Source organism: Streptomyces sp. NPDC057137, from assembly GCF_042670825.1.
GTDB lineage: Bacteria > Actinomycetota > Actinomycetes > Streptomycetales > Streptomycetaceae > Streptomyces.
Genome location: NZ_JBHUUW010000028.1, coordinates 64,853 through 77,939 on the forward strand (window position 1 = coordinate 64,853; position 13,087 = coordinate 77,939).

General features: G+C 72.0%; 12 protein-coding genes. 6 read left to right on the forward strand and 6 right to left on the reverse strand.

The window, feature by feature from the left end:
* Positions 1-7: 7 nt before the first annotated feature.
* The 6 genes from ACFT9I_RS22245 to ACFT9I_RS22270 form a co-directional block, all read right to left on the reverse strand.
* Positions 8-1,093, reverse strand: a complete 1,086-nt coding sequence (locus ACFT9I_RS22245; protein WP_382566682.1) for a glycoside hydrolase family 26 protein — start codon at positions 1,091-1,093, stop codon at positions 8-10.
* Positions 1,093-1,473, reverse strand: coding sequence for a hypothetical protein (locus ACFT9I_RS22250; RefSeq protein WP_382566684.1), 381 nt, complete (start codon positions 1,471-1,473; stop codon positions 1,093-1,095). The genes ACFT9I_RS22245 and ACFT9I_RS22250 overlap by 1 nt, the downstream gene beginning before the upstream one ends.
* Positions 1,470-3,395 (reverse strand): hypothetical protein, encoded by a 1,926-nt coding sequence (locus ACFT9I_RS22255; protein WP_382566686.1) that lies wholly within the window; start codon positions 3,393-3,395, stop codon positions 1,470-1,472. The genes ACFT9I_RS22250 and ACFT9I_RS22255 overlap by 4 nt, the downstream gene beginning before the upstream one ends.
* A gap of 136 nt (positions 3,396-3,531) precedes the next feature.
* Positions 3,532-4,350, reverse strand: coding sequence for a polysaccharide deacetylase family protein (locus ACFT9I_RS22260; protein WP_382566687.1), 819 nt, complete (start codon positions 4,348-4,350; stop codon positions 3,532-3,534).
* Positions 4,347-5,693 (reverse strand): glycosyltransferase, encoded by a 1,347-nt coding sequence (locus ACFT9I_RS22265; RefSeq protein ID WP_382566689.1) that lies wholly within the window; start codon positions 5,691-5,693, stop codon positions 4,347-4,349. The genes ACFT9I_RS22260 and ACFT9I_RS22265 overlap by 4 nt, the downstream gene beginning before the upstream one ends.
* Before the next feature lie 30 nt (positions 5,694-5,723).
* A complete protein-coding gene (locus ACFT9I_RS22270) occupies positions 5,724-6,806 on the reverse strand; it encodes a GNAT family N-acetyltransferase (RefSeq protein WP_382566729.1) in 1,083 nt (360 codons plus the stop codon).
* Positions 6,807-7,271: 465 nt separating this feature from the next.
* On the opposite strand from ACFT9I_RS22270, the gene ACFT9I_RS22275 reads away from it, so the two are divergent.
* From ACFT9I_RS22275 to ACFT9I_RS22300, 6 genes are all read left to right on the forward strand, one after another.
* A complete protein-coding gene (locus tag ACFT9I_RS22275) occupies positions 7,272-8,759 on the forward strand; it encodes an ATP-binding protein (protein ID WP_382566691.1) in 1,488 nt (495 codons plus the stop codon).
* Positions 8,760-8,767: 8 nt separating this feature from the next.
* A complete protein-coding gene (locus ACFT9I_RS22280) occupies positions 8,768-9,214 on the forward strand; it encodes a roadblock/LC7 domain-containing protein (protein WP_382566730.1) in 447 nt (148 codons plus the stop codon).
* Positions 9,211-9,573 (forward strand): DUF742 domain-containing protein, encoded by a 363-nt coding sequence (locus tag ACFT9I_RS22285; protein WP_382566693.1) that lies wholly within the window; start codon positions 9,211-9,213, stop codon positions 9,571-9,573. Before ACFT9I_RS22280 ends, ACFT9I_RS22285 begins: the two co-directional genes overlap by 4 nt.
* A gap of 184 nt (positions 9,574-9,757) precedes the next feature.
* Positions 9,758-10,282 carry an ATP/GTP-binding protein gene (locus tag ACFT9I_RS22290; RefSeq protein WP_382566732.1) on the forward strand — a complete coding sequence of 175 codons (525 nt, stop codon included), beginning with the start codon at positions 9,758-9,760 and terminating at the stop codon, positions 10,280-10,282.
* 13 nt (positions 10,283-10,295) lie between these two features.
* The gene (locus ACFT9I_RS22295; protein ID WP_382566695.1) at positions 10,296-11,564 is read left to right on the forward strand and encodes a cytochrome P450; all 1,269 of its coding nucleotides are present in this window, start codon (positions 10,296-10,298) and stop codon (positions 11,562-11,564) included.
* 89 nt (positions 11,565-11,653) lie between these two features.
* Positions 11,654-12,907 (forward strand): cytochrome P450, encoded by a 1,254-nt coding sequence (locus ACFT9I_RS22300; protein WP_382566734.1) that lies wholly within the window; start codon positions 11,654-11,656, stop codon positions 12,905-12,907.
* The last annotated feature ends 180 nt before the right edge of the window (positions 12,908-13,087 follow it).

Below are 13,087 nucleotides of genomic sequence, written 5' to 3' on the forward strand. Positions count from 1 at the left end.
GAGGACGCTAACGAGGCGGGGGCTGCCGGAAGTAGTCGTCGCGGCCCGCCTCCCGGTAACCCTCAAGCCCCGGGCCCTCGTTGACCGTCAGATCGCAGTTCTCACCCGGCACGGGTCTGTTCCACTGCACCAGCGCCTTCACCTCCGGCATCGTGCGCACCGTGTCGGGGATCCGCGCGTACCAGTCGCGCTGTCTGTCGCGGTCCGCCGGGTCCGGCACCGTGCCGAACTCCGCCAGCATCAACGGCTTCTCGGCGGAGATGTTCGCCCGTAGCCAGTCGTAGGTGGGGCGCTGGCTGCGGTCGAAGTCCTTCCAGTCCGTGGTGTCGTGGCAGAGGAAGTAGTTGTACTGGTCCATGCCGATCCAGTCGACGTAGTCGTCTCCCGGATACAGCGCCGCCATGTCGGCCTTGCTGCCCAGATAGCCGGAGACCGTCCACACCCACACCACGTTGTCGACGCCCAACTCCGCGAAACGGTCGCGGAGATGGCGGTACGCGGCGACGTACTCCTCCGGGGTGCCCGCGCCCTCCTTGATGCGGGCGTCGACCTCCTGGTCGAAGGAGAAGAAGATCCGCTTGCCCTGTTCGTCGCCGTACTCCTTGATACGGCGCGCCTGCGGGTCGATGATCTCCGCGTCGTAGCGACCGGACGCGATGTTCGCCCAGCCCAGCTGGTCCTCGGTCCAGTTCTCGTGGTGCGGCTCGCGCCAGATCGTGGACTCCCAGGCCAGCATCAGCATCCGGTCCTCGCCCAACTCCCGCTCGTCGGGGGTGAGGAGCTGTCCGTCGAGTTCGGTGTTCGACATGTCGTGGTAGTTGTAGACGAGGTCGAGCCTGCGGCCGATCTTCCTCTCGAAGGCGTACACCGCCCTGGTGAGCGAGCCGTCCGCCGGTCCGTCCTCCGCGTACGGGACGTACGCGCCCCACCACGCCCCGCACGGCGGCTCCAGCCGGTCCGTCGCGGCGCAGCTGTCCCCCGGCCCGTCCGACTCGGTGGCCCAGATCCCGAGCCCGGCGATGAGCAGCCCGACGGCGACCAGGACGATCACGGTGTACGCCTGCTTCTCGACCTGGCTGAGCCGTGCCGCCATCAGCGGCCCCTCCGGCCGACGGCGCCGCGCGTCGCGGCGGGCAGCGGCAGTCCCGGCAGGGCGGCGGCGACGGTGGTGAGGGCCGCGAGCGTGATCAGGAGGGCCGTCGCCGAGAAGCCGCGCACCAGAAAGAGCGTGGTGGTGACGGTGACCGCGAGGGAGAGGCTGAGCGGCGCGGCGAGGGCGACCGCCTCGATCCGGGCGGCCGGCCGCAGCGGGCCGCGCTGCGGGTGCAGGAGCGCCAGGCCGGGGCCGAAGCAGACGAACAGCAGCACCGGGATCCAGCGCAGTGGTGAACCGCCGGGCAGCGCGGTCGCGGCGAGCGCGCCCCAGCCGGCGAGGGCCAGCGGTACTCGGAGCCGTAAATGATCGAAAGTCATGGACGGTCGCTCCCCGGGGCGGTGGTGTCCGCGCGTGGCCGGTACTGAAGGACGATGCCGTACGGGTGCTCCTCCACGGTCCGGAACAGCGGTGAGGCGGCGAGGCGCGAGCGCAGGGTGTCGAAGCCGCCCGGGGGCAGGAGCCCTTCGCCGGCCGCGTAGATGTCCTGCGTGCGGGTGAGGATCACATAGGCGTCGGTGCCGGGCGGGATGCCGTCGGCCAGATAGCGCGCGGGGTCGGCCAGCATCCTCTCGTTCTCGGGGAGTTCCTGCTCGGCGAAGAACCAGTGCTCGACGTGGTCGTAGCGGTGCAGCGCCTGCGGGAAGGAGCCGGTGGTGGCGAGGATCAGGGCGCCGTCGGGTGCCCGGTCGATGGCGCGGGTGACGAGCGCGGTCTCGGCGGGCGGGGTGTAGTACATCTTCTCCTTGCCGTAGTACGAGGGCAGGAACCCGGCCAGCAGCACGAGGAGCGCCACGGGCAGCGCGCCGTGGAGGGTGAGCGCCCTGGCCCGTCTTCGGACCGGCCGTCCTCTTCCCCCGCCCGCGCCCGCGACCGCCGGGACGAGCGTCGCCGCCGCGAAGAAGGCGGCGCCCGGCAGCCCGAACAGATAGACGCGGAAGAGCATTTCGCCGCCGTAGTCGTTCACGACGAACAGCGGGACCGGCGCGATCGACACGAGCAGCAGCGGCAGTGCGGCGCGGACGAGCCGGCGGCGCAGGAGCAGGGCCGCGCCCGCCAGCGCGGCGACGGCCAGCACCATCAACACGTTGGCGCGACCGGCGAGTTCGGGGCCGGGGCCGGTGAGTTCACCGGCGTACCCCGCGCGTGAGTTCTGGGTCAGTTGGCCGAGCGAGTCGCGCAGCGTGCCCAGCGTCTCGACGAACAGCGGCCGGCCCATCGTCAGGTCCCAGGCCAGCATGATCAGCGCGGCGACGGCCAGCAGGCCGTAGTTGCGGTAGCGGCGGGTGAGGGTCAGGGCGAACAGCGAGACGCAGAGCATCACCGGCGTGAGCTGGTGCGAGGCGTTGACGGCCAGGATCAGCGGCGCGAGGACGGCCACGCCGACGGCGCGCTGCCGGGTGCCGGTGGGCGGCGGTACGGCGGCGGACGCCGGGTCCAGGAACGACCGGTCGCGCAGCCTGCCCGCCGACCCCGGGAGCACGAAGTGCCGGAGCACGACGGTGATCACGGACAGATGCAGCAGATACGCGAAGCCCTGCGGCGACAGATAGTCCTGCCCCACCCAGTTGGCGAGCTGGAAGATCCAGACGGCGGTCCACACCAGCCGCCAGTCCTCGGTGAAGGTGCGGTAGAGCAGGACGAGCACCGGCGTCATCAGCAGACCGAGCACGATCGGCGCCCAGTTGAGGAACACGGCCGCGCTGTCCACGCCGAAGGCGCGCACCAGTCCGCCGGTGAGGGTGAAGAAGCCGGGCCACTGGTCGTAGGCGGACATGTTGCCCGACAGGGCGCCGTTCGGGCGCAGTTCGCCGTTCAGGAGAAGCTGGTTGACGACGGCGTCGTGCTTGGAGGCCCAGGGGTAGCGCACGGAGTCGTACAGCACGGCGGGCGGCGCCTTGAGCGCGACGAGAAGCGCGACGCAGTAGGTGGCGGGCCACCAGGGCGCGGTACCGGCGCGGCGCAGGGCGGCCAGGAATCCGCAGGTGAGGAGCGCCAGCGCGAGGTAGAACGCGACGGGGAGACGGTCGAGGAGCCCGTAGTCGCCCATGGAACGGAAGCCGACGCGCGGCAGGGCGTACGTCCAGAGGGCGGCCGCTCCGAGTAACGGCAGCCAGGAGAGGAGGAGTTGAGGGCGTAAGGGGCGTGGGAGCGCGCGGCGGGGCGGAGGGGACGGTGGTGGCGGTGGTGGCGGCTGTGTCGGAGCCGGAGCCTCGGCCGGCGCGAGCGCGCGTGGTTGCACGGTGCGACTCCCCCCACCCCTGTGGTCGCGGCCGTCACGCCGCTGTCCCCTTCAGCGAATTATAGGAACTCTCTGCGCTTTTGCGTGGCTCTCGCACATCTCTGTTGCATACGGGCCGCGAGGCGACTTCGGATGCCTAGCCGGCGAACTGCGGTCCGCGCGCCACCGCGCGGGCCTTGCGGTAGAGGCGCCAGCCCACCGTCGCCGCCGAGTCGGGGAACGGCGCCGCCCTCGCGCCCTCCCCCGCCATCCAGGCCGCCACGTCCGCCACCGTGTGGCCGCGGCGCACGATGAGGCGGGCGATGCGGTACGGCTCGTCCGTCTCGGAGCTGAGCGCGTGGCGTACGGCGACGGCGGAGGCGTATCCGGCACGGCGTGCGGCCCCGCGTACGGCGCGGCTGTTGTAGCCGTGCGGGTAGGCGAGATGCGCCACCTCGTGGCCGAGTACGTCTTCGAGCGCGGCCTTCGACTCCCGCAGCTCCCGGTCGAGTTGGGCCGGGCGGAGAGTGTCCAGCTGCGGGTGCGTGACCGTGTGCGCGCCGATCTCCAGGCCGTGCCGCTCCAGCGACGGCGCCTGGGCGAGCGTCATCATCGGGGCGGGCGGCAGCAGGCTGCCGCGACCGGGGGTGAGAGCGCCGGTCGTGAGATAGGCGGTGGCGGGCAGTCCGCGTTCGGCGAGCGCCTCGGCGGTCGGGCCGGGCAGATCGGCGAATCCGTCGTCGAAGGTCAGGACGACGGGGCGGGGCGGCAGCGGGGCGCCGGTCGTCAGCCGGTCGGCGAGCGCGCCGACCGGGACGGGGGTACGGCCGGTGGCCACGACCGCGTCGAGTTGGGCGGTGAACTGCCTCGGTGTCACGGTGAATTCGGCGATCCAGGCGGGCGGTTCGTCCATCACCGCGTGGTAGAGCAGCACGGGGACGCGGGCCGGTGAGGGGCGCGGTGGACGGCGTGTCATCGTCTCCCCCAGCGGGCCTTGGCGTAGCCCAGCGGGCCGTACAGCATGCCTCTGCGCTCCAGCCGGGACAGCGTGCGCGGCCACGGGTGGCTCTGGATGCCGTGCGCGCCCGGAGTGCCCGGAGTGCCCGGGGCGCCCGGAGTGCCCGGAGTGCCGGCCGAACGCCCGTCCCGGTGGGCGGTGATGGCGCGGGCGTGGGCCAGGCCGCGCGGGAGCTTCGCGAGCAGCGCGGGCAGCAGGGCGGGGTGGCGGCAGAGGACGGCGGTGAGGTACGCGGTGAGGCCGGCGCCGTAGCCGTACGCCTGGTTCCGCAGGTCCTGCCAGGTCTCGCGGTGGTGGTGCCAGACCAGCGCGTCCGGTGTGTAGCGCAGCCGGTGTCCGGCGGTCAGGATCCGGACGAACGCGTAGAGGTCGTCGCCGCCCTTGGCGGGGGTGCCGGTGCCGGTGGCGGGGTCGAAGCCGCCGACGGCGCGCAGCGCGGAGGCGCGGAACGCCATGTTGGCGCCGGAGCCGAAACTGCCCGCCGTGAACGGGAACAGCGGTTCGTCGGCGGGCGGCGCGGCCGGGTCGTAGAGACGCGGGGCGAAGCCTTTCGCGAAGCCGCCGTGGCTCTCCAGGAGGACCTGCGCGGGGGTGGTGAGGCGGGCGGGGAGGATGAGGCCCGTGACGCAGCCGGTGCGGGGGTCGGCCGCGAACGGCGCGGTGAGCGCGGAGAGCCAGTGCGGGTCGGCGACGACGTCGTCGTCCGTGAAGGCGACGACGGGGCTGTCGGTGGCGGCGACGCCCGCGTTGTGGGCGGTGGCCAGTCCGGGCACCGGCTCGTGGACATAGGTGAGGCGGTCCGCGTAGCGGGCGTCGATCAGTTCGCGGGTGGCCGTCGTGACCGGCGCGTTGTCGACGACCACGACGTGGAAGTCCGGGTGGTCCTGCGCGAGGAGCGAGTCGAGCGCCCGGCCGAGCGTGTCCGCGCGCTCGCGGGTGGCGACGACGACTGTCGTACGGGGTGGTGGTGTGCGTGTGCCACCGCTCAACGGGCTGGTGTCGTGGCGCTGTTGGTCACGGTCTGCGTCCTGCGCGCGGAAGGCCGTGGTGAGGACGGTGGCGGGGTCGGCGCCGTCCGGGACCGTGGTGAGGAAGGTGGCGACGGGGCGGCCCCGGAGCCGTACGAGGGCGTAGACGGTGCCCGCGCGGACGGGCGGGCCGCCGGGGGCGGGGGTCAGCGACAGCACCGCCCCGTCCTCGCGGTCCGGGTCGAGGTCGAGATCGAGATCGGCGACGCAGACGTCACGCAGGGGCGACGGTGAACGTAAGGACGTGCTGGGAGTGCTCGGAGTGCTCGGCATGATGCCTCCGCTCGTGTGGTGCCTGCCGGGTCACCGGTCTCGCAGTCGGCCGACCTGGTTCAGGGCGCGCTGCGCGTATCCGGCCAGCTTCGGCCGGTTCCGTACGAAGCTGTGCGCGCGGCGCGAGGGCTCGCGGCTGAGCCGGTACAGGGCCGCCCGTGGCCCGCGCCGTACCGAGGCCCCCTCGTACACCCGCAGGTCACCGGTCTTGAGCGCGTCCTTGTACTCGGCGGCGCCGCGGCCCAGGTCGAGCAGGCCGATCCCGGCGCCGGCCGCCGCCTCGGCCATCCGCAGATGGAGGATGAGGCCCGGCGAGTACTTGGCGAAGTCGGTGTCGTACGCGGGGAACCAGCACGACAGGACCGTGCGTGAGCGGAGGCCGAAGTGTGCGGCGACCGGGCGGTCCGCGACGTACAGCACGGAGAGGACGCCGGAGCAGCCGGGCGTGCGGTCGGGCGTGTGGTCGACCGCCAACTGCCTTACCAGCGTGCTGATCCACTCCTTGGCGAACCGGTCGCGCCGGCCCGTCCTGCGGTACTGCGCCGACTTCCACCCCATGAGCGTGTCGAGGGCCGCCGGGTCGCGCTCGTCGAAGACGAACCGGACCTCGCCGGCCTGCCGGGCGAGTCGGCGTTCCTTGGCGGTCGTCGTACGGAAGAACTTGGGCGATCCGGCGCGCAGGACCGCCTCGTACGCCTCGTAACCCTGGCCGATGTCGATGACCGGGGAGTCGAACTCCTCGGCGGCGTCCGGGACGAACAGCGGCTGGCCCGCTTCGAGGTTGTCGAACTCCCAGCTGGTGAGCGAGCAGGCGCGCAGCAACTCCCCTGTCGTGAGGGCGTGTTCGGGGCTCAGCACCGGCCCCTGGCTGTCGGACACCCCGAACCCGATCGCGCGGCCCTGCCCCAACGGGCCTCTCTCGTACGGGAAGAAGCCGACAGGCACCCCTCCGCCTCCCCTGCCTCCGATGACCGCGACCCGGGCGCCCGGCCGCACCCGGCCGACGGCACAGGTGAACTCCGGCTCCATGAACGGATTGGCGGGCGCGCCGGACAGCGTCCGTAACTCCCGCCAGCGTTCGATCTCCCCCGCGTCCAGCTCCCCCGGCCGCATCACACGGATGCGGGCGGCGGCGGCAGCACCACGTACGCGTACGTCGCTCAACTCGACCCCCCCGGTCGTTCGCCCCGCGCCGAACAGGACGGTACCGGGCCAAATCCCTCCGGTACAGGGCCAGTCGGCAATGTCATGACGGATACGAATCGCGGCCGACACGGCAGGTGAACCTGTACATGGGTCTGCTGGTGACGGGGGTGTCGGTGTGCGGGGTGGGTTCACCCGGCGCGGCCAGCCCGTATGTCCCACAGCCCCCGGCATCCACGTGTGCGGATGGTGCCCGGCCCGTACCGCCGTGTGACAGGAGTTGAGCAACTCCCGCCCGAATCAGCCACATTGCTCGTAGGATCTGGATGCCAGCGATCACCCCATCGCGAGCCCTACGTGTCCGACGAGTCCTGGAAGGGGCCCGGTCTCCGTGCTAGCCGCCGTATCCACGCCTGTCGTGTCGGGGTCGCCGTGTTGAGCCGGCCGGCGAACAGACAGAGCAGACGGGCGGTGTGGTGGCTCGGAGTCCTCGTGCTCGCCGCCGCCGTCGCCCTGCTGATCGGCATGGTGTCCACGGCGGAGTGGCGGCAGGCGCTCGCGGGCGGCTGCGCGGCCCTGGCCGTGCTGCTCCTCGCCTGGGTGCTGGCGCTGCACCGGCGGCTGGGCGCGGAGCGCGCCGAACGGGACCGGGAGCGGCGGACGGCCGCCGCGCGAGGCGCCGAGGTGGCCCATCTGGCGGCGGTGCGCGTCCCCGCGATCACCGAACGGGTGCGCGCGGGACGGCGGTTGGACGGCGTCCCCGGACCGGTCGCGCCCGAGGTCGACACCGGCGAGGACTTCGCACGGGCGCTGGCCGCGGTGGTCACCGCCCTCGGCTCGGACGAGGGCGTACGGCGCGAGCGCGGGCTGCGCGACTCGGTCCAGACGGCCTTCGAGTCGGTCGCCCGCAACATGCACGCGATGGCCACGGTGCAGCAGCAGGTGCTCGACCGCGTGGAGCGCGCCATCGACGACCCGCGCCTGATGGCGGACGTGATGAAGGCCGACCACGCGGCCTCGCAGATGACCCGCAAGGCCCAGACGCTCCTCGTGATGTGCGGTATCTGGCCGGCCAGGCGCGAGTCGCAGCCGGTCTCGCTGTACGACTGCGTGCGCGGCGCGCAGTCGCGGATCGTGGAGTTCGGGCGGGTGGAGGTGCACGGCGGGCAGACGCTGTTCGTGGTGCCGCCGGCCGTCGAGGGGCTGATGCACGCGATCGCCGAACTCCTGGAGAACGCGACCGTGTTCTCGCCCTCCCGCACCCAGGTGATCGTGACGATCCGGGAAGTCGGCGCGGGAGCCGTCGTGGAGATCGACGACGCCGGTCTCGGGATGCCGCCGGACGTACTGCACCAGGCGATGTCCCAGCTCAGGGACGAGCTGGACCTCACGCGGCTCGGCGCCGTACCGAGGCTGGGGCTGGCGTGCGTGGGGCGCTGGAGCCGGGAGATGGGCTTCAACGTGGAGCTGACGGGGGCGTCGGCGTACGGCGGGACCCGGGCGGTCACCTTCGTACCGCACCGTCTGCTGACCGAACCGCTGTCGCACTTCCCGGCGGAACCGGTGCCGGTCTCGGCGGACACGTCCCCGGCCGGTGACGAGCGTGAGCACGAGCGGCCGGCCACCGCTCCCGTACGCGCCGAGGACGGGCCCGGTGGGCTGCCGCGCCGCCGCAGCCGGCGACGGGAACCCGCCACGGCGGGTCAGGACCGAGCGACCGCGACGGGCCAGGACCGAGCACAGGAACAGGCACCACAGGCGTCGCAGGCGCAACCCCTACAGCAGGCGCGGCCCGACCCCGCGTGGACCCCCGAAGCGGCACGCGCGTCGATCACCAGCGTGGTGTCCGGCTCGCGTCGTGGCCGCGCGGCGGCCGTCCAGGACACCGAAGTGCCCGACCAACACGACGGAGGCCGGCAGTGACCGGAAGAGTGACCGGAACGATCTCCCGACTCCCCGACCTCGGGTGGATGCTCCGCCCGCTGACCGAGATCCCGGGCGTGCGACACGCCGTGGTCGTCTCGGAGGACGGCCTGCGGCTCGGCCACGCGTCCGCCGAGAATCTGAAGGGTCCCGTGTCCGAACTGAGCGTGGCCGAGGCCGAATCGCTCGCCGCCGCGTCCGCCGCGCTGACGATGACGGGCCGGTCCACGGCGGGGCTGCTGTTCGGGGGCGGGTCCGACGTACGGCAGTTGATGCTGGAGTCCGACCAGGGCTTCATCCTCTTCACCTCGGCCGGTGTGGGTGCCCAGCTGGGTGCCGCGACCGAGACCGACGCCGATGTGGGCCTGGTGGCCCAGCAGATGCAGCTGCTGGTCGTGAAGATCGGCAGCCACCTGAGCAGCCACCCCCGGGATCCGGTGAGCCCGTCGTCATGACGGAGCGTCCCGACGACCGGACCACCACGTCGGCGGTACGCCCGTACGTGATCACCGGTGGAAGGGCGGACGCCGGAGTCGAACCACTGTCCTGGGAATCGCTCGTGGTGGCCGCGGAAACGGTCCCGCCGGCGACCCTCCAGCCGGAGCACCGCATCATCCTGACGCACTGTCAGGGGCTGCTGTCGGTGGCCGAGGTGTCGGCTCATCTCGGCCAACCGCCCTCCGTGGTGCAGGTGTTGCTCGCCGATCTCATCGACTGGGGACTGATCGTGACCCGCCCGCCCATACCGCCGGCCGAACGAGCCGATGTGACCATGCTGAGAAAGGTCCTCCATGGCCTCGAAAGCCGCCTCTGACGCCTCCGCGGCCGGGGCGCGGGACGCGGTGCCGGACGCGACGGGCGCGGTGCCGGACGCGGTGCCGGACGCGACGGGCGCGGTGCCTGACGCGGTGCCGGACGCGACGGGCGCGGTGCCTGACGCGGTGCCGGACGCGACGGGCAAGTACGTCAGGTCCAGCGTCGCCGGCGCGGCGAAGATCATGGTCGTCGGGCCGCTGGGCGTCGGCAAGACGACGTTCATCGGTACGGTCTCCGAGATCAAGCCGCTCAGTACCGAGGCCGTGATGACCCAGGCCGGCGCCTCGGTCGACGTGACCGTCGACCGGACCAAGGCCACCACCACCGTCGCCCTGGACTTCGGCCGGATGACGATCGACGGCGAACTGGTCCTCTACCTCTTCGGTACGCCCGGGCAGCAACGTTTCCTCCCCGCCTGGCGCGATCTGGCGCGGGGCGCGCTCGGCGCGCTCGCCCTCGTGGACACCCGCGATCTGACCGCGTCCTTCGACGCGCTCGGCCATCTGGAGGATCTGGGGCTGCCGTTCGCCGTCGCCGTCAACGTCTTCCCGGGCAGCCCCGTGCACAGCGACGGCGAACTGCGCGCGGCGCTCGACCTGCTGCCGCAGACACCGCTGGTGACCTGCGACGCGCGGGACGAGCGGTCCTCGGTGATGGCGCTGATCGCCCTCGTACGCCACCTCCTCCTCGCCGCCGAGTCCTCATGACGCCGGAGTCCACATGACCACGCCCTCCCCCGCCCCCGCCCCCGCCTCCACCTCCTCGCCCGCGACGCCCATCTACGGAGAGCAGCTCGACGGCGACCGGATGCCGCTCCTGTACGAGCAACTGCGCGCCGATCACGGCCCGGTGGCCCCGGTCACCGTCGCGCCCGACATCACGGCCTGGCTCGTGCTCGGCCACCGCGAACTGCTGCGGCTGACCCGCGAGGAGCAGGACTTCTCCCACGACCCGCGCCGCTGGCGCCAGTTGCGCGAGGGCCGGGTGCCCGCGGACTCGCCGATCCTGCCGATGGTGGGCTGGCGTCCGGCGCTGCTGTACGCCGACGGGCAGCAGCACCGCCGGATGCGGGCGGCCGTGTCGGATGCGCTCGCCCGGATCAACGGGCACGAACTGCGTCGCGGCGTACGGGCGACGGCCGAGCGGCTGATCGCCGAGTTCGCCGACGGCAAGCGGGCGGATCTGGTGTCGGACTACGCGCGCAAGCTGCCGCTGATGGTGATCACCGGCCTGCTCGGGCTCGACGAGCCGACGGGTCAGAAGCTGGTGAAGGCCATCGCGGGGCTGGCCGTGTCGAACGCCGACTCCGCCGACGCGAGCAAGCGGATGGGCGCGATCCTGCTCGCCCTGATCGAGGAGAAGCGCCACCGGCCCGGCAACGACGTGACGTCCGCGCTGCTGCACCATCCGGCGCGGCTGACGGACGAGGAGGTGCTGCACAACCTGGTGGTGATGTTCGTCGCCGGCAACCAGACGACGGTGAACTGGATCGCCACCACCCTGCGCATCCTGCTGTGCGACCCGGCGTTCCGGTCCTCGCTCAGCGGCGGTCATCTGAGCGTCGACGACGCCCTGGACCTGGTGCTGTGGCGCTTCCCGCCGACGCAGAACTTCCCCGCCCGGTACGCCACCCGCGACCTGCGGTTCGGCGACCAGGACATCCGGGCCGGGGACATGCTGATCCTCGGTCTGGCCGCGGCGAACGCCGACCCCGACATCCTGCCGGAGGACGGGGTACCCGTCGTCGGCAACCGTTCCCATCTGGCGTTCGGGGCCGGGCCGCACACCTGCCCGGCCCAGGACCCGGCCAGGCTGATCACCCGTACCGCGGTCGACACGATCAGGCACCGGCTGCCTGATCTCGAACTGGCCGTGGCGGAGACCGAGTTGGCCTGGATCAAGTCGCCCTGGAGCAAGGGCCTGGCGGCCCTTCCCGTCCGCTTCACCGAACCGCAGTTGCCGCGTGGACCGCACGCGCCGCGGAGTTGAGGAGAGCCCTGTTGAGCCCCGAGCCGAGCACGTCCCCCGCCACCACCACACCTGACACTCCTGACACGTCCGCCACCGCACCGCACCGGATGGATCCGGCCGGCGGCTGCCCGCACGCCGCCAACGCGCGGTTGCTCGCGCGCGGCGCGGTGGCCCCCGTCGTACTCCCCGGTGAGGTCGAGGCGATGGCGGTCATCGGGCACGACGCGCTGAAGGAGTTCCTGTCGCATCCCGATGTCGCGAAGGGCGCCGCGCACTTCACGGCGCTGCAGGAGGGGCAGATCCCCGACGGATGGCCGCTGAAGACCTTCGCGACCGTGCAGGGCATGACGACGGCGGACGGCGACAACCACCGGCGGCTGCGCTCGCTGGTGAGCAAGGCGTTCACGTCACGGCGGGTGGAGGCGTTGCGCGGGCGGGTGGAGGAGGTGACGGCGGAGCTGCTGGACAATCTGCCGGCGGCAGCCGCCAAGGCCAGCGCCTCCGAGGCGGACGTAGCCGGGGCGAACGTCGTCGGGGCGAACGTCGTCGATCTCCGCGAGCACTTCGCGATGCCGCTGCCGATGGGCGTCATCTGTGAACTGCTCGGTGTGGACGCGGAGTTCCACGACCAGTTGCACCATCTGTCGAACCAGATCGTCGCGACCGACATCGCCCCCGAGGACGCGATGGCCGCCAACCGGGACATCGTGGCCGTACTGAGCACGGTGGCCGCCTCCCGTACCGCGAATCCCGGCGACGACCTGACCAGCGCGCTGATCGCGGCGCGCGAGGAGGACGGCGACCGGCTGAGCGGGCAGGAACTCATCGGCACCCTGCTGCTGATGATCATCGCCGGGCACGAGACGACACTGAATCTGATCACCAACGCGGTGCGCGCGCTGTGCGGCCACCGCGATCAGCTCGAACTGGTCCAGTCGGGCAAGGCGAGCTGGTCGGACGTGGTCGACGAGACCCTGCGCTGGGACAGCCCGGTGAGCTTCTTCCCGTTCCGCTACCCGACCCGGGACCTGACGGTGGACGGCACGGTGATCCCGCAGGGCACGCCGGTCCTGGCCGGCTACTCGGCGGCGGGCCGCGACAAGGCCGCGCACGGCGAGAGCGCGGACGTCTTCGACCTCACCCGGTACGCCACGGGTTCGACCACCCGCCATCTCTCGCTCGGGCACGGTGCGCACTTCTGTCTGGGGTCGTCGCTGGCCCGGATGGAGGCGACGATCGCGCTGGAGCGGCTGTTCACGCGCTTCCCGGACCTGGATGTCGCGGTGACGGAGGCGGAACTGCCGCGCCACGCGAGCTTCGTGGGCAACAGCGTGCAGCAACTTCCGGTGTCGTTGGGGTAGTTGCCGGTTTCACCGGCGGCAGTGGGATGACGGCCCGTCAAGAACTTTGGTCCATACCAACGCCTTGACGGCCTCTCCCTCCCTCCCTTAAATCAAGTATTGAAATAACTGTGCTCAATCTGTGCCCGACCTGTGCTCCACCGCCCTGAATGTCATGCGCATGCCCCCACGAGAAGCGAA

Excerpts from the sequence above, each read along its gene's own strand:
- ACFT9I_RS22245 (WP_382566682.1), bottom strand. The coding sequence starts at position 1,093 with ATGGCGGCACGGCTCAGCCAGGTCGAGAAGCAGGCGTACACCGTGATC.
- ACFT9I_RS22250 (WP_382566684.1), bottom strand. The coding sequence starts at position 1,473 with ATGACTTTCGATCATTTACGGCTCCGAGTACCGCTGGCCCTCGCCGGC.
- ACFT9I_RS22260 (WP_382566687.1), bottom strand. The coding sequence starts at position 4,350 with ATGACACGCCGTCCACCGCGCCCCTCACCGGCCCGCGTCCCCGTGCTG.
- ACFT9I_RS22265 (WP_382566689.1), bottom strand. The coding sequence starts at position 5,693 with ATGCCGAGCACTCCGAGCACTCCCAGCACGTCCTTACGTTCACCGTCG.
- ACFT9I_RS22270 (WP_382566729.1), bottom strand. The coding sequence starts at position 6,806 with ATGCGGCCGGGGGAGCTGGACGCGGGGGAGATCGAACGCTGGCGGGAG.
- ACFT9I_RS22285 (WP_382566693.1), top strand. The coding sequence starts at position 9,211 with ATGACGGAGCGTCCCGACGACCGGACCACCACGTCGGCGGTACGCCCG.
- ACFT9I_RS22290 (WP_382566732.1), top strand. The coding sequence starts at position 9,758 with ATGGTCGTCGGGCCGCTGGGCGTCGGCAAGACGACGTTCATCGGTACG.
- ACFT9I_RS22295 (WP_382566695.1), top strand. The coding sequence starts at position 10,296 with ATGACCACGCCCTCCCCCGCCCCCGCCCCCGCCTCCACCTCCTCGCCC.
- ACFT9I_RS22300 (WP_382566734.1), top strand. The coding sequence starts at position 11,654 with ATGGATCCGGCCGGCGGCTGCCCGCACGCCGCCAACGCGCGGTTGCTC.